The 22,988-nt window shown below is 71.2% G+C and carries 16 protein-coding genes, 1 tRNA gene and 1 other RNA gene; 9 read left to right on the top strand and 9 right to left on the bottom strand.

Annotated features, from left to right (window positions below):
- Positions 1 to 4: 4 nt before the first annotated feature.
- Positions 5 to 2,734, bottom strand: coding sequence for a pyruvate dehydrogenase (acetyl-transferring), homodimeric type (gene aceE / locus ACFRAL_RS06500; protein WP_336397108.1), 2,730 nt, complete (start codon positions 2,732 to 2,734; stop codon positions 5 to 7).
- Positions 2,735 to 2,875: 141 nt separating this feature from the next.
- On the opposite strand from aceE, the gene ACFRAL_RS06495 reads away from it, so the two are divergent.
- Positions 2,876 to 2,948 (top strand) — tRNA-Val (locus ACFRAL_RS06495).
- Between the two features lie 14 nt (positions 2,949 to 2,962).
- On the opposite strand, the gene ACFRAL_RS06490 is transcribed toward ACFRAL_RS06495, so the two are convergent.
- The gene (locus ACFRAL_RS06490; RefSeq protein WP_378880951.1) at positions 2,963 to 4,486 is read right to left on the bottom strand and encodes an amino acid permease; all 1,524 of its coding nucleotides are present in this window, start codon (positions 4,484 to 4,486) and stop codon (positions 2,963 to 2,965) included.
- Positions 4,487 to 4,576: 90 nt separating this feature from the next.
- Between ACFRAL_RS06490 and ACFRAL_RS06485 the strand changes: the two genes are divergently transcribed.
- The 3 genes from ACFRAL_RS06485 (at position 4,577) to rnpB (ending at position 7,471) form a co-directional block, all read left to right on the top strand.
- A complete protein-coding gene (locus ACFRAL_RS06485) occupies positions 4,577 to 5,308 on the top strand; it encodes a zinc ribbon domain-containing protein (protein WP_378880948.1) in 732 nt (243 codons plus the stop codon).
- A 21-nt stretch (positions 5,309 to 5,329) separates the two neighbouring features.
- A complete protein-coding gene (locus ACFRAL_RS06480) occupies positions 5,330 to 7,057 on the top strand; it encodes a bifunctional 3'-5' exonuclease/DNA polymerase (RefSeq protein WP_336397111.1) in 1,728 nt (575 codons plus the stop codon).
- Positions 7,058 to 7,103: 46 nt separating this feature from the next.
- An RNA gene (rnpB, locus tag ACFRAL_RS06475) (RNase P RNA component class A) lies at positions 7,104 to 7,471 on the top strand.
- Between the two features lie 76 nt (positions 7,472 to 7,547).
- Here the strand turns inward: rnpB and ppgK are convergent.
- On the bottom strand, positions 7,548 to 8,312 hold the full coding sequence (gene ppgK / locus ACFRAL_RS06470; protein WP_336397112.1) for a polyphosphate--glucose phosphotransferase: 765 nt from the start codon (positions 8,310 to 8,312) through the stop codon (positions 7,548 to 7,550).
- A 95-nt stretch (positions 8,313 to 8,407) separates the two neighbouring features.
- Here ppgK and ACFRAL_RS06465 point away from each other — a divergent pair, with 95 nt between their 5' ends.
- From ACFRAL_RS06465 to ACFRAL_RS06455, 3 genes are read left to right on the top strand one after another with little or no spacing between them, the layout of a single operon-like run.
- Complete coding sequence (locus ACFRAL_RS06465) at positions 8,408 to 8,635, top strand: SPOR domain-containing protein (protein ID WP_336397113.1); 228 nt, start codon at positions 8,408 to 8,410, stop codon at positions 8,633 to 8,635.
- A 51-nt stretch (positions 8,636 to 8,686) separates the two neighbouring features.
- Positions 8,687 to 10,024, top strand: coding sequence for a type I glutamate--ammonia ligase (gene glnA / locus ACFRAL_RS06460; protein ID WP_378880943.1), 1,338 nt, complete (start codon positions 8,687 to 8,689; stop codon positions 10,022 to 10,024).
- Between the two features lie 13 nt (positions 10,025 to 10,037).
- Entirely contained in the window at positions 10,038 to 13,040 is a 3,003-nt protein-coding gene (locus ACFRAL_RS06455) for a bifunctional [glutamine synthetase] adenylyltransferase/[glutamine synthetase]-adenylyl-L-tyrosine phosphorylase (protein ID WP_378880940.1), read from the top strand.
- A gap of 33 nt (positions 13,041 to 13,073) precedes the next feature.
- Here ACFRAL_RS06455 and ACFRAL_RS06450 read toward each other — a convergent pair whose 3' ends face one another.
- Positions 13,074 to 13,715: a peptidase M23 gene (locus tag ACFRAL_RS06450; protein ID WP_378880937.1), complete on the bottom strand. Its 642-nt coding sequence runs from the start codon at positions 13,713 to 13,715 to the stop codon at positions 13,074 to 13,076.
- A gap of 244 nt (positions 13,716 to 13,959) precedes the next feature.
- Complete coding sequence (gene glnA / locus ACFRAL_RS06445; RefSeq protein WP_336397117.1) at positions 13,960 to 15,384, bottom strand: type I glutamate--ammonia ligase; 1,425 nt, start codon at positions 15,382 to 15,384, stop codon at positions 13,960 to 13,962.
- A gap of 132 nt (positions 15,385 to 15,516) precedes the next feature.
- On the opposite strand from glnA (ACFRAL_RS06445), the gene ACFRAL_RS06440 reads away from it, so the two are divergent.
- Complete coding sequence (locus ACFRAL_RS06440; protein WP_378880934.1) at positions 15,517 to 15,909, top strand: RDD family protein; 393 nt, start codon at positions 15,517 to 15,519, stop codon at positions 15,907 to 15,909.
- 16 nt (positions 15,910 to 15,925) lie between these two features.
- Here ACFRAL_RS06440 and ACFRAL_RS06435 read toward each other — a convergent pair whose 3' ends face one another.
- Entirely contained in the window at positions 15,926 to 16,636 is a 711-nt protein-coding gene (locus ACFRAL_RS06435; protein ID WP_336397119.1) for a DUF4191 family protein, read from the bottom strand.
- A 121-nt stretch (positions 16,637 to 16,757) separates the two neighbouring features.
- Here ACFRAL_RS06435 and ACFRAL_RS06430 point away from each other — a divergent pair, with 121 nt between their 5' ends.
- A complete protein-coding gene (locus ACFRAL_RS06430; protein WP_378880930.1) occupies positions 16,758 to 18,113 on the top strand; it encodes a hypothetical protein in 1,356 nt (451 codons plus the stop codon).
- Positions 18,114 to 18,130: 17 nt separating this feature from the next.
- Here ACFRAL_RS06430 and sucB read toward each other — a convergent pair whose 3' ends face one another.
- The 3 genes from sucB to ACFRAL_RS06415 form a co-directional block, all read right to left on the bottom strand.
- A complete protein-coding gene (sucB, locus tag ACFRAL_RS06425; protein WP_378880927.1) occupies positions 18,131 to 19,969 on the bottom strand; it encodes a 2-oxoglutarate dehydrogenase, E2 component, dihydrolipoamide succinyltransferase in 1,839 nt (612 codons plus the stop codon).
- Positions 19,970 to 20,031: 62 nt separating this feature from the next.
- Positions 20,032 to 21,405 carry a dihydrolipoyl dehydrogenase gene (lpdA, locus tag ACFRAL_RS06420; protein WP_378880924.1) on the bottom strand — a complete coding sequence of 458 codons (1,374 nt, stop codon included), beginning with the start codon at positions 21,403 to 21,405 and terminating at the stop codon, positions 20,032 to 20,034.
- Positions 21,402 to 22,889 (bottom strand): leucyl aminopeptidase, encoded by a 1,488-nt coding sequence (locus ACFRAL_RS06415; protein ID WP_378880921.1) that lies wholly within the window; start codon positions 22,887 to 22,889, stop codon positions 21,402 to 21,404. The genes lpdA and ACFRAL_RS06415 overlap by 4 nt, the downstream gene beginning before the upstream one ends.
- Between the last annotated feature and the right edge of the window lie 99 nt (positions 22,890 to 22,988).

Below are 22,988 nucleotides of genomic sequence, written 5' to 3'. Positions count from 1 at the left end.
CGGATCAGCTCTCGCCGCCCGCGTTTCCGCTCGTTCCGGCCGTGACGTCGTGCAGGCGGTACTTCTGGATGGCCTGCGCGGCGAGGCTGCGGTCCACGGCGCCTTCGGCGGCGAGGGCCTGGAGCGTGCGGACCGCGACCGAGGGGCCGTCGATCTTGAAGAACCGGCGAGCCGCTGCGCGGGTGTCGGAGAAGCCGAATCCGTCGGCGCCCAGCGTGGCGAAGTTGTGCTGCACCCAGGGGCGGATCTGGTCCTGCACCGCGTGCATGAAGTCGCTGACCGCGACGACCGGCCCGGGCGCTCCCGCGAGCTTCTCGGTGATGTACGCCGTACGGGGCTCCTCGTCCGGGTGCAGGAAGTTGTGCTCGTCCGCCGCGAGACCGTCGCGGCGCAGCTCGCTCCACGACGTCACCGACCACACGTCGGCCTGCACGCCCCAGTCGTCGCGCAGCAGCTGCTGCGCCTCGAGCGCCCACGGCACGCCCACGCCCGAGGCGAGGATCTGCGCGCGGGGCCCTTCGCCTTCGAGCGACGAGATGCGGTGGATGCCGCGCACGATGCCGTCGACGTCCACGCCCTCGGGCTCGGCCGGCTGCACGAGCGGCTCGTTGTACACCGTGAGGTAGTACATGACGTTGGGGTCGGGGTGGTTGCCGCCGTACATCCGCTCGAGCCCCGAGCGGACGATGTGCGCGATCTCGTAGCCGTAGGCCGGGTCGTACGAGACGGTCGCCGGGTTCGTCGATGCCAGCAGCGGCGAGTGGCCGTCGGCGTGCTGCAGGCCTTCGCCGGTGAGCGTGGTGCGGCCGGCGGTGGCGCCGATGATGAAGCCGCGCGCCATCTGGTCGCCCGCCGCCCACTGGGCGTCGCCGGTGCGCTGGAAGCCGAACATCGAGTAGAAGACGTACACCGGGATCAGCGGCTCGCCGTGCGTCGAGTACGACGTGCCGGTCGCGGTGAAGGCCGCGACGGCACCGGCCTCGTTGATGCCGACGTGCATGATCTGGCCCTGCGGGCTCTCTTTGTACGCCAGGAGCAGCTCGCGGTCGACCGACGTGTAGTTCTGACCGTGCGGGTTGTAGATCTTCGCGGTCGGGAAGTACGCGTCCATGCCGAACGTGCGGGCCTCGTCCGGGATGATCGGCACGATCCGGTGGCCGAAGTCCTTCGCGCGCAGCAGATCCTTCAGCAGGCGGACGAACGCCATGGTCGTGGCGATCTCCTGCGTGCCGGAGCCCTTCTTGGGCAGCGCGTAGGCCTCGTCGCCCGGAAGCTGGAGGCCGACGTGGTGCGAGCGGCGCTCGGGGAGGAACCCGCCCAGGGCCTTGCGGCGCTCCAGCATGTACTGGATGGTCTCGTCCTGTGCGCCGGGGTTGAAGTACGGCGGCAGGTAGGGGTTCTCGTCCAGCTGCGCGTCCGAGATCGGGATGCGCATCGAGTCGCGGAAGTACTTCAGGTCCTGAAGGGTCATCTTCTTCATCTGGTGGGTCGCGTTGCGGCCCTCGAAGTGGTGACCCAGGCCGTAGCCCTTGATGGTCTTGGCCAGGATCACGGTGGGCTGGCCCTTGTGCTCGGTCGCGGCCTTGTAGGCGGCGTAGACCTTGCGGTAGTCCAGGCCGCCGCGACGCAGCTTGCCCCAGATGTCGTCGTCCGACCAGTCCTTCACCAGAGCGGCGGTGCGCTCGTCGCGCCCGAAGAAGTGCTCGCGGATGAAGGCGCCGTCCTCGGCGCGGTACGTCTGGAAGTCGCCGTCGGGCGTGGTGTTCATGAGGTGCACCAGCGCGCCGTCGACGTCCTTCGAGAGCAGCTCGTCCCAGCCCGACCCCCACACGACCTTGATGACGTTCCAGCCGGCGCCGCGGAAGAAGCTCTCCAGCTCCTGGATGATCTTGCCGTTTCCGCGGACAGGGCCGTCCAGGCGCTGCAGGTTGCAGTTGACGACGAACGTCAGGTTGTCCAGGCCCTCGTTGGCGGCGACCTGGAGCTGGCCGCGGCTCTCGACCTCGTCCATCTCGCCGTCGCCGAGGAAGGCCCACACGCGTGAGTTCGAGAGGTCCTTGATGCCCCGGTTCGTCAGGTACTTGTTCGTCATCGCCTGGTAGATGGCGTTGATCGGGCCGAGACCCATCGAGACGGTCGGGAACTGCCAGTACTCCGGCATGAGACGCGGGTGCGGATAGGACGGGATGCCGTCGGGGAACTTCGACTTCTCCTGGCGGAAGCCGTCGAGCTGCGCTTCGTCGAGGCGCCCCTCGAGGAAGGACCGCGCATAGATGCCGGGGGAGGCGTGACCCTGGATGAAGACCTGGTCGCCGCCGGAGGGGTCGTCGAGGCCGCGGAAGAAGTGGTTGAAGCCGACCTCGTAGAGGGACGCGGAGGAGGCATAGGTCGAGATGTGACCGCCCACGCCGATGCCGGGGCGCTGCGCGCGGTGCACCGTGATCGCGGCGTTCCAGCGGATCCACCGGCGGTAGCGGCGCTCGAGCTCCTCGTCACCGGGGAACTCGGGCTCGTTGTCGGGGGCGATCGTGTTGATGTAGTCCGTCGTGGGAACCTGCGGCACGTTCAGCTGCAGCTCGTGGGAGGTCTGCAGCAGGCTCAGCATGATCTCGCGGCCACGGCCGTGGCCCTTCGCCTGCACGAGCTGCTGGAGGGACTCCTGCCACTCGGAGGTCTCATCGGGATCGCTGTCGAGGGGTTCCTGCGAGTACGGATCCTGATCGTTGACAGTCACAGAAGACCTTTCGTCGTCTGGCAGATCGTGCCAGGGAATCTCTACCGGAGCGGCGCAGGCTTTGTCTGCCGTGCACAACGCACCAGCTGCCAGCCTAGCGAGTTCACGACGATCCGGACGCACCTCGTAGACTGACCGCGCGGGCCTTTAGCTCAGCTGGTAGAGCGCCACGTTTACACCGTGGATGTCGTCGGTTCGACCCCGGCAGGGCCCACTTCGCCGTTACGTTCAACGGCGCGGATCGCCGTCGCTGTCGTCGCGCGTGTGCGAGACGACATGCGGCAGGGCGAACTCCTCGTAGCCCGGCTGACCGACCTTCGAGTGCCGGTGCGAGTAGGCGAAGTAGATGACGAAGCCGATCGCGAGCCACACCAGGAATCGCAGCCACGTCTCGACGGTGAGGTTGAGCATCAGGTAGACGCAGACCGCCGCCGACAGTCCTGGCAGCCAGGGGCTGAAAGGCACGCGGAAGGTGCGCCTGAGATCGGGCCGCTTGCGGCGCAGCACGATGACCCCGACCGACACGAGCACGAAGGCCGACAGCGTACCGATGTTGACCATCTCCTCGAGGAGGCCGATCGGCGTGAGACCCGCCACGACCGCGACGATGACGGTCACGATGATCGAGATGAGCCACGGCGTGCGGTACCTCGGGTGCACCTTGGCCAGGCCCGCGGGAAGCAGCGCGTCGCGCGACATCGCGAAGATGATGCGGGTCGCGCCGATCAGCAGCGTCAGCACCACCGTCGTGAGGCCGGCGACCGCGCCGGCGGAGATCAGCGTCGCCATCCACGCCTGCCCGTGGTAGGCGAAGGCGTTCGCCAGCGCCGCGGCGGGGTCGAGCTCCTCGTACGAGACCATTCCCGTGACCACCAGGGCGACCGCGCAGTAGAGGACCGTGCAGATCGCCAGCGAGGCGATGATGCCGATCGGCATGTCCCGCTGCGGATTCCTGGTCTCCTCGGCCGTGGTGGCCACGACGTCGAACCCGATGTATGCGAAGAACACCAGCGCCGCACCGGCGAAGATGCCGCCGACGCCGAATGCCATCGGCTCGATGCCCGACAGGAACTGCAGCAGCGGCTGGCCGAGGCCGGTCGCGGTCTCGCGGGGCGCGGCCTCCGGCACGAAGGGCGACCAGTTGGCGGGGTTCACGAACAGGATGCCGGCGATGATGACGAACAGCACGATGAAGATCTTCACCGCCACCAGGACGAGGTTGACCCGGAGGGACTCCTTGATGCCGAAGGTCATCAGCCCGCCCAGCACCAGCACCAGCAGGATCGCCATGAGGTCGACCGTGCCGCCGTAGCCGATCTCCGCGGGGATCGGCGCACCGAGCTGCTCCATGAGGGTTCCGAGGTACGCGCTCCAGCCCTGTGCGACCACGCTGGCGCCGAGGAACATCTCGAGGATGAGATCCCACCCGATGATCCACGCGAAGAGCTCGCCCAGCGACGAGTACGAGAAGGTGTAGGCCGATCCGGACACCGGCACGGTGGAGGCGAACTCGGCGTAGCACAGCGCCGCGAGCGCGCAGGCGATCGCCGCGACGACGAAGCTGATCACGATCGCGGGGCCGGCGACCTCGTGCGCCGCCCGGCCGGTGAGGGTGAAGATGCCGGCGCCGATGACGACGCCGATGCCGAAGACGGTGAGGTCCAGCGCCGACAGCGACTTCTTGAGCCGGTACTCCGGTTCGTCGGTGTCGGCGATGGATCGCTCGACGGACTTGGTGCGGAGAACGCCCATTGTTCGCGCCTTTCGTCATCGGAGAGCCGATCGTCGAATGCTAGTCCCCGCCGCTCCTGGCGTCGACGGCTCGCGGGGTAGGTTGGTGACGTGAAAGCCACCGCCGCAGACCAGCGCCGCCTCGTCGAGGTGGCCCAGCTCGACGCCCGCATCCGCCAGGCGGACCACGCCCGCCGGAACCCGCCGCAGGCCGCGAGGGTGCAGGAGCTCCTCGGGCGCCGGCAGGAGCTCTCGGCGGAGCTGTCGAACCGCCTGGGCGCGCGCGACGATCTGCGCACCGAGCTGTCGCGCATCGAGTCCGACGTCGCGGTCGTGGACGCCCGGGCGGCGCGCGACGCGCAGCGGCTCGCCTCCTCGAGCAACGCCAAGGAGGCCCAGGGGCTCGAGAGCGAGCTGGCCGCGCTGGCGCGTCGCAAGAGCGACCTCGAGGACGCCGAGCTGTCCGTCATGGAGCGACTGGAGTTCGCCGATGCGGCCGTCGCCGAGCAGGAGGGCTTCATCGCGGCGACGAACGCCGAGGGCGCCGAGCTCAGCGCCGAAGGCAAGCGTGCCGTGGCCGAGGCAGGAGCCGCCTTCGATGCCGCCACCCGCGACCGCGCGGCGATCGCAGGCGGGCTCCCCGGCGAGCTGATGGCGCTGTACGAGCGCGTGGCCGCCCGCAGCGCCGGCGCGGCCCTGCTCCGGCGCCGCACGTGCGAAGGATGCCGCATGGTGCTCGCCGGCACCGACCTGCAGGTGCTGCGCCAGGCGCCCGAGGACGAGGTGGTGACGTGCCCGGAATGCGGCTGCATCCTGGTGCGCGACGACGAGTCCGGTCTGTGACCCGACGCCCGCTGTGCCGCGATGGCCGGCGTTGAAGCGGCCGCGTGGATCGTCCTCGGACGCACCGACGGCGGCGCGATCGGCGTCCCGCTCGGCTCGACGGGTGAGGAGCTCGGCCGTCACCGGATCCCTGACGCCGATCTGAGCTCGTGGGTCGCGGCGCAGGAGTCCTCCCTCGCGCCGCGCTGGGTCTGGAACGACGCGCCCCAGTGGTACCCGCGACTGCTCTCCGACGGCGTGCGCGTCGCGCGGTGTCACGACCTGCGACTGTGCCACGCCATCCTGCGCGACTCGGTGCTGGTGGACGGCTCCGCCGCCGTCCGGGGTGCTCACGAGTGGGATGCGGCCCCATACGACGACGACGCCGCGCCGCCGGCGCTGTTCGAGCTCGACGGCACCGCGCGCCCCTCCGGACCGCCGTCCGACGTGGACAGCGCGCTGTCGGAGTTCGCGCGACAGCGCGACGCGATGGCCGGCGGCCGCGAGCCGGGCCGCCTGCGCCTGCTCACGGCGGCGGAATCCGCGGGCGCGCTCATCGCCTGCGAGCTGCGGGCCGCCGGACTGCCGTGGGACGCCGCGGCGCACGACCGGATCCTGGTGAGGATGCTGGGGGAGCGGCCCGCGGGCGGAGGCCCGCCCGCGAAGCTCGCGGAGGCGGCCGCCCGCGTCCGCGCAGCCCTCGGTGATCCGACCGCGAGTCTCGACTCGCAGCCGAAGCTGCTGCGGTCGCTGCACCGCGCCGGAGTGCTCGTCCAGTCCACGAGCCGGTGGGAGCTCGCCGAGCAGCGGCATCCCGTGATCGAGCCGCTGCTGGAGTACAAGAAGCTCTCGCGTCTGCTCTCGGCGAATGGGTGGACGTGGCTGGCGGACTGGGTCGAGGACGGACGATTTCGGCCGGTGTACGTCCCCGGCGGCGTGGTGACCGGTCGCTGGGCGTCGTCGGGCGGCGGCGCGCTCCAGCTGCCGCGGCAGCTGCGAGAGGCGGTGCGGGCCGATCCCGGCTGGCGCCTCGTCGTCGCCGATGTGGCGCAGCTCGAGCCGCGGGTCCTCGCCGCGATGTCACGCGACACGGCGCTGGCCGCGGCGGCGCGGGGGCGCGACCTCTATGCCGGCATCGTCGACAGCGGGGCGGTGGCGACGCGGCAGGAGGCGAAGATCGCGCTGCTGGGCGCGATGTACGGCGCCACGACCGGCGAGTCGGGGCGCCTCGTCCCACGGCTGCGGCGGGCCTACCCCCGCGCGATGGGGCTCGTCGACGACGCGGCGCGCACCGGCGAGGACGGCGGGGTCGTCTCGACGTGGCTGGGCCGCACGTCCCCGCCGCCGTCGCCGTCGTGGGCGGCCGCGCAGTCGCGGGCGACCGAGGCCGAGGCATCCGGTATCGACGAGACGCGGGCGCGGCGATGGGCGCGCGATCGCGGCCGGTTCACCCGCAACTTCGTCGTCCAGGGCACCGCCGCCGAGTGGGCGCTGGCGTGGCTGGCCGACCTCCGCACGCGTCTGGCCGCGATTGCGCCGGTGGCGGTCGCCGACGCGGCGCCGCGCTCGGGTCCGGCGTTCGCGAGACAGCCGCACCTGGCTCTCTTCCTCCACGACGAGGTGATCGTCCACACGCCCGACGAGCACGCCGAGGAGGTCGCTCAGGCGGTGACGGATGCCGCGGCCGCCGCCGGCCGCCTGCTGTTCGGAGACTTCCCGCTCGACTTCCCGCTCGACGTGCGCGTGGGCGACACCGCGCTGAAGGACTGACGCCGAGGCGGGCCACGGACCGCGGCGGTAGACTGCCAGACGCGAATGGGTCGGCTGGACGGTCGCGTCGCGGGCGGATCTCCGTTCCGCGCCGAGGAACGTCCGGGCTCCACAGGGCAGGGCGGTGGGTAACACCCACCCGGAGCGATCCGCGAGACAGTGCCACAGAGAGCAGACCGCCCGGCTACGGCCGGGTAAGGGTGAAAGGGCGGTGTAAGAGACCACCGGGGTCGTGGTGACACGGCCCGCACGGCAAACCTCGCCCGGAGCAAGGCCAGACAGGGGATGACGACGCGGCCCGCCGAGTCCCCGGGTAGGCCGCTGGAGCGGCACGGCAACGTGTCGCCGAGAGAGATGACCGTCCACGGGGCTTCGGCCCCCGGACAGAACCCGGCGTACAGGCCGGCCCATTCGCCTCCGAAGAGCTCGTCCGTGGGATCCGCTCGACCGGACGACCCGACCGCACCGGGCGCGGGTGCGGCGAATCGGGTCAGCCGCGCGCGAGCGCGGCCGCTCCGATGATCCCGGCGTTGTTGCGGTGCACGGCGGGCACGATCGGGGTCTTCAGCTGCAGGAGGTGCAGGAACTTGGCGGCGTGCTTGCTCACGCCGCCGCCCACGACGAACAGGTCGGGGCTGAAGAGGAACTCGATGTAGCTGTAGTACCACTGCAGCCGCTCGGCCCACTGCTCCCACGACAGCTCGTCGCGCTCCATCGCGGAGTACGCGGCGTACGCCTCGGCGTCCTTGCCGTGCTCCGCCCGCTGGACGTGGCCGAGCTCGGAGTTCGGGATGAGCACGCCGTCGTACAGCAGTGCCGAGCCGATCCCCGTGCCGAGCGTGGTGAGGATCGTCAGACCCGGCTGATCCTTGGCCGCGCCGTAGCGCACCTCGGCGATCCCGGCGACATCCGCGTCGTTGGCGAAGTGGATGTCGCGACCGAGTCCGTCCTCGAAGAACTTCTCGGCCTCGAAGTCGATCCACCGCTCGGAGACGTTGGCCGCCGACAGGGTGCGCCCGTGCTTGACGATGGCGGGGAATGCCACGCCGAGTGCGACCGAGGGGTCGTCGGCGACGCCGAGCGTGGAGAGCACCTCGGTCACCGCGGCCAGGACATCCGGCGGATGCGCTCCCTCCGGGGTCGCGACCTTCACGCGGTCGCTGATCAGTTCGCCACGCTCGAGGTCGACGATCCCCGCCTTGATGCCGGTGCCGCCGATGTCCACGCCGACGGCGCGTGCCGCGTCAGATGCCATGCCGTCAGCCTACCGATCGTGATCCCGGACGATGACGCGCCCCGTCAGTAGGATCGACCTGACGGCGAACTGCCCGCGATCCAGAGGAGCGCACGATGACGAACGGCAGCGAGAAGTACTGGTACAACCTCCGCACCGGCGAGGTCGAGAAGGGCTTCGAGTCACCCTCGGTGGACCGGGCCGGTCCCTTCGACACTCCGGAGGAGGCCGCCGAGGCTCCCGAGGTCATGCGCCGGCGCTCGCGTGCGTGGGCGGAGGAGGAGGCCCGCGAGGATTCCTGGGGTGGCACGGGCGTGTCAGGAGAGCCCGCCGACGACCAGTAGTCTGGCTTCGACCGCGGTCTTGCCGACGGTTCGGGCACCGGAGAGGACGCGATGGACAAGCAGCGTGACTTCGTTCTGAGGACCATCGAGGAGCGGGGCGTCAAGTTCGTCCGGCTCTGGTTCACCGACGTGATCGGCACACTGAAGTCCGTCGCGATCGCCCCCGCCGAGGTGGAGGGCGCCTTCAGCGAGGGGCTCGGCTTCGACGGCTCCGCCATCGAGGGCCTGACGCGCTCCTACGAGTCCGACCTGCTCGCGCATCCCGACCCGACCACGTTCCAGACCCTGCCGTGGCGCGGCGAGATCGACCCCACTGCGCGCATGTTCTGCGACATCACCACCCCCGACGGGCAGCCGGCCGTGGCCGACCCGCGCCACGTGCTCAAGCGCACGCTCGCGAAGGCGGCCGATGCCGGATTCACCTTCTACACACACCCCGAGATCGAGTTCTACCTCCTGAAGTCGTCGGCGTTCGGCGCCGAGGGGCCCGAGCCGGTGGACTCCGCCGGCTACTTCGACAACGTGCCGGGCGGGACCGCCCACGACTTCCGGCGTCGCTCGGTGCGGATGCTCGAGGACCTCGGCATCTCGGTCGAGTTCAGCCACCACGAGGGCGGCCCGGGACAGAACGAGATCGACCTGCGCTACGCCGACGCTCTCACGACCGCCGACAACATCATGACCTTCCGCACGGTCATCAAGGAGGTCGCGATCGAGCAGGGCGTCTACGCGACGTTCATGCCCAAGCCGATGACCGGCAAGCCCGGCAGCGGCATGCACACGCACATGTCGCTCTTCGAGGGCGACGTCAACGCGTTCTACGAAGAGGGCGCGCAGTACCAGCTGTCGAAGGTCGGCCGCCAGTTCATCGCCGGGCTGCTGCGCCATGCGAACGAGATCTCGGCGGTCACCAACCAGTTCGTGAACTCCTACAAGAGGCTGTGGGGCGGCGACGAGGCCCCGAGCTTCATCTGCTGGGGCCACAACAACCGCTCGGCGCTGGTGCGCGTGCCGCTGTACAAGCCCAACAAGGGGCAGTCGTCGCGCGTGGAGTACCGCGCCCTCGACTCGGCCGCGAATCCGTACCTGTCCTTCGCGCTCATGCTCGCCGCGGGCCTCAAGGGCATCGAGGGCGAGTACGAGCTTCCCGCCGAGGCGGAGGACAACGTCTGGTCGCTGACGGATGCCGAGCGACGGGCGCTGGGCTATGCGCCGCTGCCGGCGAGCCTGGACCACGCGCTGGAGTACATGGAGGAGTCGGAGCTCGTCGCCGAGACGCTGGGCGAGCAGGTGTTCAACTACGTGCTGCTGAACAAGCGGCGCGAGTGGCAGGAGTACCGCTCCCAGGTGACCCCCTTCGAGCTCAAGAGCAACCTCGAGATGCTCTGAGGCCGGTCGAGGCATGTCCGCGAGCGAACGTCCGGCATCCCTCACCCCTCTCGCGCGATTGGGTTTCAGCCGGCTCACCGAGGCCGAGGCGCTGCTCGAGGAGCTGACCGAGCTCATCGGCGCGCCGCGCAGCGACGTCCTCGACGCCGCTTCGCACGCAGCCGACCCCGATGAGGCGCTGTTCGGGGTGACCCGCCTGGCACGCCGCGACTCCGACCCCGTCCGGCGCGCCCGCGAGCATCCGGCCGCCTGGCGCGCCCTGTGGGCGCTCCTGGGCGCATCGACGGGCTTCGGCGAGTTCTTCCTGCGTCATCCCGCGGAGGTCGACGAGCTCGCCGCCGCGGGCGAACGCCTTCCCACCGGCGCAGAGCTGCGCGAGACGCTGCTGGAGTCGGTGGGAGCGGTGGAGGGCTTCGCCGCAGAGGGCGGCGAAAGCGCCTGGGTGGCGCTGCGCGTGCGCTATCGGCGGATGCTGGCACGCATCGCGGCATACGACCTGCTCAGTCCTGCACCCGTCGACGAGATCGCCAACGTGTCGGCGCGGCTGGCGGATGCCGCAGGCGCCGCGCTGGAGGCATCCCTCGCCGTCGCCCGCACGCGGGTGTCCGGCGGCGCGGTGGGGGCGGGGCTCTTTCCGCGCGACCAGGTGGCGCGCACCGAGCTCGCGATCATCGGCATGGGCAAGACCGGTGCCCGCGAGCTGAACTACGTCAGCGACGTCGACGTGATCTTCGTCGCCGGCGGTGATGACGAGGCCGTCCAGGAACTGGGGGAGAGCAGGATCGTCGACATCGCCACGCGACTGGCCGTGCAGACGATGCGCGGCATCAGCGGGGTCGAGATCGAGCCGCCGCTGTGGGAGGTCGACGCCAACCTGCGCCCGGAGGGCAAGCAGGGAGCGCTGGTGCGGACGCTGGACTCCCATCTGGCGTACTACGACCGCTGGGCCAAGAGCTGGGAGTTCCAGGCGCTGCTCAAGGCGCGACCCATCGCCGGCGACGAGGCGCTCGGGCGCGCGTACACCGAGGCCGTCCAGCCCAAGGTGTGGACCAGCGCGGCGCGCGAGAACTTCGTCGACAGCGTGCAGCGGATGCGGGAACGCGTCACCGAGCACATCCCCGCCGCGGATGTGCCGTACCAGCTCAAGCTCGGTCCCGGCGGCATCCGCGACATCGAGTTCACCGTGCAGCTCCTGCAGCTCGTCCACGGGCTGACGGACGACCGCATCCGCCAGCGCGGCACCCTCGACGCCCTCGCCGCACTGGTGACCGAGGGCTACATCGGCCGGGCCGAGGCATCCGCGTTCTCCCGGGACTATCGTGTGCTGCGACTCCTCGAGCACCGTGTGCAGCTGCGGCAGCTGCGCCGCACGCACCTCATGCCGCAGCGCCCCGAGGACCTTCGCGTGCTCGCGCGGGCCAGCGGGCTCGCCGACAGCGGCAACGGCGTCTGGTCGCTGTGGGAGTCCGTCAAGCGCGAGGTGCGCGACATCCACGTCCGGCTGTTCTACCGTCCGCTGCTGTCCGCGGTGGCCGCGCTGCCCGCCGACGAGCGCGCGCTCTCCACGGAGCAGGCGCACGACCGGCTCGCGGCGATCGGCTTCACCGATCCCGCCGGCGCGCTGCGCCACATCGCCGCCCTGACCAGCGGCCTCAGCCGCAAGGCGACGATCCAGCGACACCTCATGCCCGTCATGATCCGATGGTTCGCCGACGGCGCGGATCCGGACTACGGACTGCTCGCATTCCGCCGGCTGAGTGAGCGGCTCGGCGACACCCACTGGTTCCTGCGGATGCTGCGGGACTCGTCGGGGGCCGCTGAGAGCCTCTCGCGCGTCCTCTCGGGGTCCCGTTACGTGGGCGAGCTGATCGAGTGGATCCCGGAATCCGCAGCCTGGCTCGACGATCCCGAGCTGCTGCGCCCTCGGTCGGGCGCGGTGCTGCAGCAGGAGGCGCGCGCGATCCAGACGCGCCACGCCACCACGCTCGACGCGATGCGCGCGGTGCGCGCGCTGCGGCGGCGGGAGCAGCTGCGCGTGGCGATGGGCGCCATTCTCGGAACGATGACGATCGAGGAGCTGGCCGAGGCGCTCACCACGATCACCGAGGTGACGATCCAGGCGACCCTGCGCGCGGTGCGCCGCGAGGTGGTGCCGCCGGAGGACGAGGCGCTCGACTTCTCCGTGATCGCCATGGGCCGCTTCGGCGGAGCCGAACTCGGCTTCGGCTCGGACGCGGACGTCATGTACGTCTACCGGGCGAACGGCGTCGACCCCCAGCGGGCGCACGAGCTCGCGCTGGAGCTCGTCGCGGCGCTGCGGACGCACTCGGAGGACCACCGTGTTCCGCTCGAGCTGGACGCCGACCTGCGTCCGGAGGGACGCAACGGACCGCTCGCGCGCTCGCTCGAGGCGTACGCCGAGTACTACCGGCGCTGGGCGCTGCCGTGGGAGGCGCAGGCGCTGTTGCGGGCGCGCGGCGTCGCGGGGAGCGTCAAGCTGATCGCCGACTTCACGAGTCTCATCGACCAGGTACGCTACCCCGAGCGCATCGACGCGGCCGCGGTCCGCGAGATCAAGCGGATCAAGGCGCGGGTCGAGAGCGAGCGCCTCCCGCAGGGCGTCGATCCGTCGCGGCATCTGAAGCTGGGCCGCGGTTCGCTCAGCGATGTCGAGTGGCTGGTGCAGCTGCTCCAGCTGCAGCACGCGCACGCCGTCCCCGAGATGCGCACGACGTCCACGCTGCGCGCGCTCCGTGCGGCCGAGGCGGCGGGTCTCATCCCGACGAGCGCGGCCGACCGGCTCACCGAGGCCTGGCGCCTGTCCAGCCGGCTCCGCTCGGCGAACACCCTGCTGTCCGGGCAGACCAGCGACGTCCTCCCGGTCGACCGGAAGAAGCTCGACGGGATCGGCCGCCTCCTCGAGTACCCGCCGCGGTCGGCCACGCGGGTCGAAGAGGACTATCTCGGCACCACTCGTCGCGCACGCCGCGTCTTCGAGAAGCTCTTCTACGGATAGGGGCCGGGCCGCAGTCTGCGCCGGCCGCGAGCTTCAGGAGCCAGGACAGAGCGGGATGCCGTCGATGCGGTCGCCGTCCAGCGGAGCGCCGCCCAGGGCCGCCACCACGCGGACGGCGCGGTCCCAGTACCGCGCGTAGTGGTACGGGTCCTTGTTGACCTGGGTGCGGTGGGCGACGAGCGTCGGCTCCAGCGCTGCCCTGTCGGGGACGCGCGCGGCCATCGCCCGATAGAAGACGCCTGCTGCGGTGTACGGGTCGAGTCGGGCCTCGCGGGTCCCCCAGGAGTCCTGCTGCTGGAACAGGCCGATGGACGTGGTGCGCGAGCCGTCGGGGTTGGTCACTCCGCTGGTCTCCCAGTCGCCGTAGTCGATGTTGCGCAGCGACGATTCGCCCATCGCGGTCATCACGGCGATCGTCTGGTCGCGTCCGTCGAACCCGAGGTCCCGGCCGGCGGCGAGGATGGTGCACGCGTTGGCCAGCTGCTCGAGCCCGTAGCCGGCGACAGCGGGTTCGGCGATCGCGGCCGGCGGCCCGGGGAGGGCCGGTGCGCGGCCGTCGGCGGCGAAGGCCCTGCCGAACGCCCCGGCCAGCACGCCGCCGCCGAGCAGCACGGCTGCCGCGAGCACCACCGCGACCGTCACCGCGATCGCGACCGCGGCACCGGCTCGCCGCACGGACCGGCCTCGGCGGCGGGCACGCGCCGTGCGCCGCCGCGCCGACGCCTTCGAGGTCTTCGCCTTCGGCCGGCGCGCGCGACGTCGTCGCGTCGGTGTGGGGCGGCCGGTCGGCATCGGAGATTCGCTTTCGTCACGAGGCGCGGGTGCGCCCGTTCAGCATAAGCACGCGCGCCGGGTCGCGGCATCCGTCAGCCACGCGAAAGAGCCCCGGTCTCCCGGGGCTCTCTCGCGTGCTGGAACGTCAGACGCCGAAGTACAGCTCGTACTCGAACGGGTGCGGACGCGCGTTGAGCGGCTGGATCTCGTTCTCGATCTTGTACTCGATCCACGTCTCGATGAGCTCGGGCGTGAACACGCCGCCCTTCAGCAGGAACTCGTGGTCGGCGCGCAGCGCCTCGAGCGAGTCGAGCAGCGAGTTCGGGACCTGCGGGATGTTCTTGGCCTCCTCGGGGGGAAGCTCGTACAGGTCCTTGTCGACGGGCTCGTGCGGCTCGATGCGGTTCTGGATGCCGTCCAGGCCCGCCATGAGCTGCGCCGCGAAGGCGAGGTAGGGGTTGCCCGACGCGTCCGGCGCGCGGAACTCGATCCGCTTGGCCTTCGGGTTCGAGCCGGTGATCGGGATGCGGATGGCCGCCGAGCGGTTTCCGGCCGAGTACACCAGGTTGACCGGTGCCTCGTAGCCCTTCACCAGACGCTTGTAGGAGTTCAGCGTCGGGTTGGTGAACGCCAGCAGCGCGGGCGCGTGGGCCAGGATGCCGCCGATGTACCAGCGGGCGGTGTCGGAGAGCTGTGCGTAGCCCTTCTCGTCGTAGAAGAGAGGCTTGCCCTCGAGCCACAGCGACTGGTGGGTGTGCATGCCCGAGCCGTTGTCGCCGAAGAGCGGCTTGGGCATGAAGGTCGCGACCTTGCCCCACTCGTTGGCCACGTTCTTGACGATGTACTTGAACTTCAGGATGTCGTCGGCCGCGTGCACCATGGTGTCGAAGCGGTAGTTGATCTCCTGCTGGCCACCGGTGCCGACCTCGTGGTGGGCACGCTCGAGGTGCAGGCCCGACTCGATGAGGCGGAGGCTGATGTCGTCGCGCAGGTCGGCGGTCTTGTCGACCGGCGAGACGGGGAAGTAGCCGCCCTTGTACGGGGTCTTGTTCGCGAGGTTGCCGCCGTCCTCGACGCGGCCGGTGTTCCAGGCGCCCTCCTCGGAGTCCACCGAGTAGAAGCTGGAGTTCTGCTTCACCTCGTAGCGGACGTCGTCGAAGATGTAGAACTCGGCCTCGGGGGCGAAGAACGCGGTGTCGGCGATCCCGGTCGACGCGAGGTACTTCTCGGCCTTCTTGGCGACCTGGCGCGGGTCCTTGGCGTAGATCTCGCCGTTGCGCGGGTTGTAGATGTCGAAGACCATGACGAGCGTCTTCGCCTCGCGGAACGGGTCGAGGTACGCCGTCGACACGTCGGGGATGAGCTGCATGTCAGATTCGTGGATGTTCGCGAATCCCCGGATGGAGGAGCCGTCGAACAGCTGGCCGACCGTGAAGAACTCTTCGTCGACGGTGGAGGCCGGGATGTTGAAGTGCTGCTGCACGCCAGGAAGGTCCGTGAAACGGATGTCGAGGAACTTGACGTCCTCATCCTTGATGTACTTCAGCACCTCGGATGAATCTTTGAACATGAAGACTCCAGAGGTAGGGCATTCGGAACCGCCCGTGCGGGTCGGGCTTGCAGGCAAGCTACCCAAAGGGGATTGCCCGGCAGTATCACTCGTGTTTCCGGCATGTTACGGGGACCTGGATACGCTTGTCCCGTGACGCAGAGCACGCAGGATTACCCCGGAGAACGGCTCGGACTGCCCCGCGAGGGCACGGGATCCATCGGCCGGCTCGGCCGACGGGTGGGTGCGCTGTTCATCGACTACGGCGCCGCGTACCTGATCTCGGGCTTCTTCGGCTGGGATCCGCTGGCGATCTTGGCGCTGTTCGCCGCGATCCAGCTCGTCTTCCTGCCGACCCTGCAGGGGAGCCCGGGTCACCGGCTCTTCGGCATGCGACTGGTGCGGCTGGACGGCGCGTGGGTGGGCCTGTGGCGGCCCGTCGTGCGCACGGCGCTGCTGATCGTCGTCATCCCGGCCGTCATCTGGGACGCCGACCAGCGAGGACTCCACGACAAGGCCGCCGGGACGGTCCTCGTCCGCGCCTGACCGCGGCCCCGCGCGGTCAGCGCGGGCGCGGCGCGCGCACCTTCGTCGGATCGATCCCCTTCGGGATGGGCAGCGACGACAGCGACTGCGAGACCGAGTCGATGCGCTTGATGACGGCGGCCATGGTGGCGCGGTCGATCTTCTTCGGCAGAGCCTTGATGGCGGGGGCGAGCTTCGCGATGGGGACCTCGCCGTCACCGTGGCCGACGTAGAAGACGGTCACCGGCACTCCGGCGGCCACGCGCTGGACCTTCGAGCGCTCGTCGTTGACGAGGCGGGTCAGCCGGCCGCGGGCCCCCTCGCCGACGATGACCACGCCACCGCGTCCGACCGCGCGGTACACGGCCTCCTGCGTCTTGGGGTTGATGCCCACCGGCATCTCGCTCGCCGACCACTTGCGGCCGAGCGAGCTGGACAGGACGTGGCCGGTGGCGCCCGGCATCCCGTCGATCTTCTTGTACATCGCCTGGGTCGACAGGCGCGTCATCGTCATCATGGACGCCAGCACGCCGAGCATCAGGCCGGTGAGACCCCAGAGGATCACGCTCCAGATCGCGACCGGCGGGATGAGGAACCCGATCGCCACACCCACCGCGATGCCGAGGAGCAGGATGCCGATCAGCAGGAACGGCAGCCAGCGGAACTCCTTCTGCGTGAAGGTGTACAGGGTGCGGACCTGGGAGAAGAATCCAGGGCGTTTCTCGGGGGCGGAACTGCGCGCGGCCATGCCCTCCAGCCTACCTTTTCGCGCGTGCCTTCTCGGCTCCTCCCCACACCCGCGCTGAAGGCGTTCGTCCACAGAGGCGTCCGCTCGCAGCGCGTCACTCCGCGCGCACGACCACGCTGGGATGGTGGACACCGATGACGCGCCGCTGGGCCGGGCCTACCGCGCCGTACGCGCCGTGCGCGCGCACGAGGACGGCCCATGGCCCGGAACCCTGGTCCGCACAGACGACGGCGCCTCCCGCATCCTGGTCGATGCCGCGGTCCTCGGAACCGACTGGGCCGGATGGGAGGCGGATCCGGAAGGTCACGTGCTCGCCGCGCTCGACGTCACCCGGCGCGCGGGCGGGCACGATGCGGTCCTCCCGGTGTGCCTCGAGCGACTGGACGACTTCGTCCGCCGCCGTCAGGAGCGGATGCCGCTCAGCCCCGGCGAGGCGGTGACGCTCGGTGTCAGCGTGCTGCGCGGCTGCGCTCAGCTGGCGGGCGTGGCCGAGACGGGCGGCCAGTGGTGGCTCGACGACGCCGGTCGCCCGGTGCTGGCCACGGATGCCTCCGACCCCCGTGCGCTCGACGCATCGGTGGCGGTCCTCGAACGGGTCACCCCACCCCCCGTCATGCAGCGGACGTGGGACACCGCGGTGCGCACCCTCGGGGCGGACCGGGTATCGGTCGCCGAGCTCGCCGCGGCCGAGGACGCCCTGTTCGCGCTCTCACCAGCGGAGCCCCTCGTCACGGTGAGCCTGAGCCCGCGCAGAGCGTCGGAGGGCATGGCGCGCAGCAGCGCCGCGGGTGAGCGCCCACGCGTCGTGCATGAGCCGCCGCCGCGCTCGATGTGGCAATCGCTGCTCCGCGGCGTCGACGAGGAGCTCGCCGACACCGTCTCGCGCGCGACCACGGCCGTATGGCGGCGGGTGAGGCCGGGGGATCGGCCGGCTCGGGCCACCTCCCGCCGGGCGCCGTGGCTGGTGGCCGGTGCCGTCGCGGCCGCCGTGCTGGCGGGTGGTGCCCTGTGGCCATCCGCCGACGTCGTGGCCACCGGCGGACCGGCCGCGTCGACGCCGGCTGCGACGGCGGGCGCCGGGACGCAGGTCGCCGCCCCCGCCGCCGGGCCGGATGCGGACTCGGTCGAGGACGTCGGCGCCTCGCCGGGCACCGACGCGGAGGCGCCGGCCGCGCCGGCCGCGGCGCCGGCCGACCTCGCCGCGATCGCGGGTGGACTGCTCGACGCCAGGCTGGCCTGCGGAGCCGATGCGGAGTGCCTGCGCAGGGTCGTCGTCGATGGCGCTGCGATCGCCGACGGCGCCATCGACCTGCCGGCGGACGAGCGCACGGTCACGATGCTCGACGACTTCGGAGACCTCGCGGTCGTGCGAGTGGACCCGGACGAGGGCGGCATCCCGTCGCAGCGCGTGGTGATCCTGCGCCACGAGGAGAAATGGCTGCTGCGCGACGTCCGTGACGTCGCGCAGCAGCCGTAGACCCTGGGGGCGCGGGATCAGATGCCGAGCTGGCCCTCGAACTGCGCGGCCTCCAGGCGAGACTTCACGGCGCCGAGGAAGCGCGCCGCGTCGGCGCCGTCGATCACGCGGTGGTCGTACGAGAGCGCCAGGTACACGTAGGAGCGCACCGAGATGGCGTCCTTGCCGTCGACCGTCACCACGCCGGGCCGCTTGACGACGACACCGGTGCCGAGGATGGCCGTCTGCGGAAGGAACACGACCGGCGTGTCGAAGAGCGCGCCGCGCGAACCGGTGTTCGTCAGCGTGAACGTGCCGCCGGCGAGCTCGTCGGGCTTGAGCTTGTTCTCACGCGTGCGAGCCGCGAGGTCGGCGATCTCGCGAGCGATCTGGGCGAGGTTCTTGGTCGCCGCGTCGCGCAGCACCGGCGTGAGCAGGCCCCGCTCGGTGTCGACGGCGATCGAGAGGTTCTCGGTCGCGGGGTAGACGATCTGGTCGCCGTCCACGGTCGAGTTGACGACCGGGTAGGCCTGGAGGGCCTCCGCGGCGGCCAGCGCGAAGAACGGCAGGAACGACAGCTTGTCGCCGGTCTTGGCCTGGAAGTCGCCCTTCACCTTGTCGCGGAACGTCGCGAGCTTGGTGACGTCGACCTCCACGACGGACGTGAGCTGAGCGGTCGACTGCATCGACTCGACGGCGCGCTGCGCGAGAACCTTGCGCAGACGCGACATGGGCTGCGTGGTGCCCCGCAGCGGCGACACCTCCAGCGGCGCGGGGGCAGCCGGCGCGGCGGGCGCCGCGGCAGCCGGAGCCGACGCGGCCTCCGCGGCCTTCAGGACGTCCTCCTTGCGGATGCGGCCGCCGACGCCCGTGCCCTTGACGGACGCCAGGTCGACGCCCTGCTGCTGTGCGAGGCGGCGCACCAACGGCGTGACGTAGGTGATGCTGTCCTCGTCGGCCGAGAGAGACGGAGCCGATGCCGCGGGCGCCGCAGCCGGAGCCGGCGCGGCAGCGGGAGCCGGCGCAGCGGCCGGAGCCGGGGCAGGCGCCTCGGCCGGGGCGGCCTGTGCCGGCGCGGGAGCCGGAGCGGCGGGCGCCTCGGCCTGTGCCGGTGCGGGAGCCTCGGCCTGTGCCGGCGCGGGAGCCTCGGCCTGTGCCGGCGCGGGAGCCTCGGCCTGTGCAAGCGCGGGAGCCTCGGCGGCCGGAGCCGGCGCGGCACCCGCCTCGCCGATGCGCGCCAGCGGCGATCCGACGGCGACCGTCTCGTCCTCCTGCACGAGGATCTCCTGCAGCGTGCCGGCGAACGGCGAAGGGATCTCGGTGTCGACCTTGTCGGTCGAGATCTCGAGGAGCGGCTCGTCGACCGCGACCTCGTCGCCGACCTGCTTGAGCCAGCGCGTGACGGTCCCTTCGGTGACGCTCTCACCGAGCTCGGGGAGGACGACGTCCTTGCCGCCGCCCGCGGGCGCCGGGGCAGCCTCGGCCGCAGGTGCGGGCGCCTCAGCGGCAGGTGCGGGAGCCTCAGCCGCGGGCGCCGGAGCGGGTGCGGGGGCCTCCGCCGGGGCGGGGGCGGAAGCCTGAGCCGGAGCGGCGTCTGCGGCAGCAGCCTCGGGAGCGGGTGCCGCCTCTGCGCTGCCGGAGCCGTCGCCGATCTTCGCCAGCACCGCGCCGACCTCGACGGTCTCGTCTTCCTGAACGAGGATCTCCTCGATGACGCCGCTGACCGGTGAGGGGATCTCGGTGTCCACCTTGTCCGTGGAGATCTCGAGCAGGCCCTCATCGGCCTGAACGGTGTCGCCGACGTTCTTGAGCCAGCGGGTGACCGTTCCCTCGGTCACGCTCTCGCCGAGAGCGGGGAGGACCACGGATGTGCTCATGAGGAAGTCTCCTTCTGAAGATATATCGGATCTAGCTTAGTGATGGGCGGCGGCGCGGAGGGTCACAGCGCGTGCAGCGGCTTGCCCGCCAGAGCGAGGAACGCCTCGCCGAGCGCCTCCGACTGCGTCGGGTGCGCGTGGACGAACGGGGCGATGTCCTCGGGGTGCGCTTCCCACCCGACGACGAGCTGGCCTTCGGTGATCAGCTCGCCGACGCGGTCGCCGATGAGGTGGACGCCGATGACCGGCCCATCCTTCGACCGCACCACCTTGACGACGCCCCCGGTGCCGAGGATCTCGCTCTTGCCGTTCCCGGCGAGGTTGTACTCGTACGTCACCACGGCGTCCGCGCCATGCGCGTCGATGGCCTGCGCCTCGGTCAGTCCGACGGAGGCGACCTCCGGGTGGCTGTAGGTGACGCGGGGGATCTGGGAGTCCGGGATGGCGACCGGCGAGAGTCCGGCGATCTCCTCCGCGACGAAGATGCCCTGCTGGAACCCGCGGTGCGCGAGCTGGAGCCCAGGGGTGATGTCGCCGACGGCCCACACGTGCGGCACGCCGGTGCGGAGGCGCTCGTCGACCGTGACGAAGCCCCGCTCGATGGATACGCCCGCCTCCTCGTAGCCGAGGCCCGCGGTCGCCGGCCCGCGGCCGACGGCGACCAGCAGGTGGTCGGCGGTGAGGCTCTTGCCGTCCTCGAGCGTCACGGTCACGGCATCCGGCGTCTGCGACGCGCTCTGGAACCGCACTCCGAGGGAGTACTGGATGCCGCGCCGGCGGAAGGCGCGCTCCAGGCCCTTGCTCAGCGCGACGTCCTCGTTGGGGACGAGGTGGTCGAGCGCCTCCACGATCGTGACCTCGGCGCCGAAGGAGCGCCACACACTCGCGAACTCCACGCCGATGACACCGCCGCCGAGGATGACGACGCTGCGGGGGATCTCGTCGAGCTCCAGCGCCTGCTCGCTGGTGAGGATCCGACCGGCGATCTCGAGTCCGGGCAGGGTCCGGCTGTAGGAGCCCGTCGCGAGCACGACGTCCGTGCCGCGGTAGAGGTCGTCGCCGACGCGCACCGCCGGCCCCGCCTCCAGCCGGCCCTCGCCGTTCACGACGGTGATGCCGCGCGCCTTCACCAGGCCCTCGAGCCCCTTGTACTTCTTGGCCACGATGCCTTCGCGGTACGCGCGCACGCCCGCCGGGTCGATGCCCTCGAGCGACGCGCGCACGCCCACCGACGCGGCATCCCGCGTCAGGTCCGCCACCTCGGCGGCGTGCAGCAGCGCCTTGGTGGGGATGCAGCCGCGGTGCAGGCAGGTGCCGCCGACCTTGTCCTTCTCGACGAGGGCGACGCTCCTGCCGAGCTCGGCGGCGCGCAGCGCGGCCGCATAGCCTCCGCTGCCACCCCCCAGTACGACGAGATCGAAGGTGTGGTCGGTCATCGTGCCTCCTCATCGAGGTCTGCCAGGACGAAGCGGACCAGACTGCGCACGGTGGCGGCCGTCGGCCCCTTGTCGGTGTAGCCGTACGGCGCGCCCTTGTGGGTCCCGCTGCCGGCGATGTCCAGATGCACCCAGGGGATCCGGGGAGCATCGGCGTCGTCGCCCGTGCGGCCGACGAAGTGACGCAGGAACAGCCCTGCGAAGAGCGATCCGCCCGCAGGGTCGCCGATCTTGGCGTTCTGCAGGTCGGCGATGGGGGAGTCGAGCTCCTCGACCATGTGGGCGGGGAGCGGCAGCTGCCACGCCGGCTCGCCCGTCTCCGCCGCGGCGGCGAGGTACGCCGCGACGGCGTCGTCATCGCCCATGACGCCTGTGTGCCGGGTGCCGAGGGCGATCAGGATCGCGCCGGTGAGCGTGGCGACGTCGACGATCACGTCGGGGCGCTCGCGGCTGGCGGCCGCGAGCCCGTCGGCGAGCACGAGGCGCCCCTCGGCGTCGGTGTTGAGCACCTCGACGGTCGTGCCGTCGAGCATCCTCAGCACGTCGCCGGGGCGGGTGGCGCGGCCCGAGGGCATGTTGTCGGCCAGGCACAGCCAGGCGGTCACCTTGACGGGGGCGGAGACGGATGCCACGGCCCGCAGCACGCCGAGCACCGTCGCGGCGCCCGCCATGTCGTACTTCATGCCCACCATCGAGGCGGCGGGCTTCAGCGACAGGCCGCCGGTGTCGAACGTGATGCCCTTGCCCACGAGCGCGATGTGGCGTCGCGCCCCGTCGGGGGAGTACTGCAGGCGGACGAGGCGCGGCGGGCGGTCCGACCCCTGCCCCACGCCCAGGATGCCGCCGAAGCCCTGATCGCGCAGCGCCTGCTCGTCGAGGACGTCGACCGTGACGGGAAGCTCCGCCACCGCCTGGGCCGCACGCTCGGCGACGTCGGCGGGCCCCAGCCACTCCGCGGGCATGTTCACGAGGTCCTTCACCAGCGCCACCGAGGTCGCGGTCTCGACCACGAGCCGCAGCGCGTCGTCGTCGGCATCCGCGGTGCCGTGCACGATGACCTTGGACGCCCGGGCCTTCGGCGCCTCCGACTTGTAGCCGTCGAACCGGTAGCCGCCCAGCGCGGCGCCTTCGGCCGCCGCGGTCCACAGCGCGGGATCCGCCAGCGGCGCGGCGACGGCGACCGTGGCGAAGCCGGTCAGCGAGCGGATCGCCGCGCCGACCGCGTCGCGCAGCGCCGCGGCATCCGGGTTCGCGCCGGTGCCCACGACGGCCAGCGGCATCGACGTGCTGTCGGGTGCGTACACCCGGACGAGCGCGCCGCACGACCCCGTGAAACCCACCGCGGACAGCGACTCTCGCAGACCCGGCCAGTCCGCGAGGTCGTTCGGGGCGTCGGCCTCGAGCGGGGGGAGTGCGAGGAGAAGAGCGTCGGCTTCGGACTCTCGGACGGGTGACGTGCGGTACTCGAGGTCGGGGAACGACATGCTGTCCATCCTAGGTTTCGATAGGTCCTCCTCCGTCGCACGACTCAACCCGGCGGGGACGACGGGTGTTCGCTCTGAGCGCGATGGCAGCGACCCGGC

The organism is Microbacterium sp. NPDC056736 (genome assembly GCF_042790415.1).
GTDB lineage: Bacteria > Actinomycetota > Actinomycetes > Actinomycetales > Microbacteriaceae > Microbacterium.
The sequence above is the reverse complement of the archived record's forward strand: the minus strand, read 5'-3'. Positions and strand labels throughout refer to the sequence as shown.